Below are 1,957 nucleotides of genomic sequence, written 5' to 3'. Positions count from 1 at the left end.
TTCTTGCTGAGCCCGACGCCTTTATCAGACAGGGACATATCATCAAGACAGGAAAAGCCACGACCGTTGCTGTTGCGACATCCGGTAAAAAACAGTATTTCATCAAAAGGTACAATTCCAGAGGCTTTCTCTACAGTCTGACTCGTAGCCTGATTCCCTCAAGAGCGGCGGTCACCTGGTATGCAGCCCAGCTGCTGGAAAGCATTGGTGTCCCGACAGCACGACCCGTTGCCTTGCTGGAGAAGCGCTGGGGGCCTTTGAAACAGACCAGCTTCGTTATTCATGAATATGTCGAAAGTATTCATGCTATGAAATATTTTGCTGAAGGCGCTGAGCCTCAGCCCGAGTGGCCCGTCGTTGCTAAGGAAATAGATGACATCCTTTACACTTTGAAGCGATCTCTGATTATTCATGGAGATTTGAAAGGACAGAATTTCATTATTCAGAACCACCGGCCTTTGTTGATAGATCTGGACTCTTTGGCCAGCTACCCGTGTTCGTCTACCTATCTAAGGCAATACCCTAAGGATCTTGCACGTTTCGCCCGGAACTGGAGAGATGAACCTCAAGCCAACACCTTCTTTACACCTGTTATCAACCAACTCAGCAAAGATATTGTCGATCCTTCTTCATTATGACTGCCCCTTTATTCAGCATTGTCATCCCCTGCTATAACTACGCCCATACTCTAAAACGCTCTGTAAAGTCAGTCTTAGCACAGAAATGCAAGGATTATGAGCTGCTGGTTATTAATGATGGCTCACAAGATGATACGGAAGTGGTCATCAGCGAGTTGACAGCACAATACCCAGGCACTTTTCGGGCCATTACTCAACCTAATAAAGGTTTAGCTGCTCCCAGACACCGCGGCGTTTTGGAGACTTCTGGTCAGTATTTAATGTTTCTTGATGCCGATGATGAGTTGGTCGAACATTCTCTTGGCAGTCTGAGTCAAGCCATTCATTCATACCCTGAGGTAAGAATGGTGATTGGCGCTCATATTTCTGTGGAACCTGATGGCAGGGAACGCTTCCGGCCCAGACCGAAAGTTCCCAACGATAATACAGCCCTATTCAAAATGTATCTTTTGAAGGATGAACTGCCTATTGCCAACGGTGCAACAGCCATGCACAGGGAGATCTTTGACGGGTATCAGTATCCTGTTCACTTTAGATGCGTTGAAGACATCCCCATGTTTGCTTATGTGCTGGCTAACTATCAATGCATCACACTTAACAAGCCTGTCGCCAAAATACATAAACACGATGACAGCATGAGAAACAACGTGAAGCTTGATCTATCTGTTGGTTTGGACCTCATCGATGAGGTCTTCAGCCCGACGAGACTTCCTTGCAAGTTTATGTCACTGAAGTCAAAGTATGAAACCAGACGACTGCTCTCTATTTTCAGATCTCTGTATGTTGCCGGTGAATACCAACACGCCTTGGAGTACTATTGCCAGGCAGTCAGGCAATCGCCTTCTACTTTCTTTAAATCCAGCTATTCCAGAAAAGCATTGAGGGCAATGCTATTCAGCTGGAGAAGATCATCAAAGCGTTAATAGAAAAATAACTCATTGGATCTGACCGCCTTTCGGAAAACTCATCTTCAAAAAAATCTGGCTGCTCACGTTTGATCAGAGCTTTTTGCAGACGCTTTCTTAGCCACGTTTTGAATCGGACAGGTCTTCACAAATAATGGTTCATCTCTATGGCCATTATTTTATTTTTTTGCTCTGAGTCATTCGGGGTGTATGAGAATGCAGCGGTCAGTTTCACTGCATCGCCAGTGACAGGGACAAAAATACAATGGAGCCGGAAGGGGCAAACGGGTGCATATCTGTGTTGGCAAGGTGGTCGGCCGGGGAAAACTGAGAAAAAAGCTATCCAGAGCCAGCTAGCAGCCTGTCGGACTGGTCTTCACAAATAATGGTTCATCTCTATGGCCATTATTTTAT

At 45.7% G+C, this 1,957-nt stretch carries 2 protein-coding genes; both read left to right on the top strand.

Annotated features, from left to right (window positions below; genetic code table 11):
• Window positions 1-638: lipopolysaccharide kinase InaA family protein (locus tag KDK16_RS11620; protein WP_257276236.1), on the top strand; the 638-nt coding region annotated here is incomplete at its 5' end.
• Window positions 635-1,561 carry a glycosyltransferase family A protein gene (locus KDK16_RS11615; RefSeq protein ID WP_257276235.1) on the top strand — a complete coding sequence of 309 codons (927 nt, stop codon included), beginning with the start codon at window positions 635-637 and terminating at the stop codon, window positions 1,559-1,561. The genes KDK16_RS11620 and KDK16_RS11615, both read left to right, overlap by 4 nt.
• The last annotated feature ends 396 nt before the right edge of the window (window positions 1,562-1,957 follow it).

It is taken from the genome of Endozoicomonas sp. SESOKO4, from assembly GCF_024606275.1.
The sequence above is the reverse complement of the archived record's forward strand: the minus strand, read 5'-3'. Positions and strand labels throughout refer to the sequence as shown.

Coding starts and splice junctions, on each gene's coding strand:
- KDK16_RS11615 (WP_257276235.1), top strand. CDS start 635: ATGACTGCCCCTTTATTCAGCATTGTCATCCCCTGCTATAACTACGCC.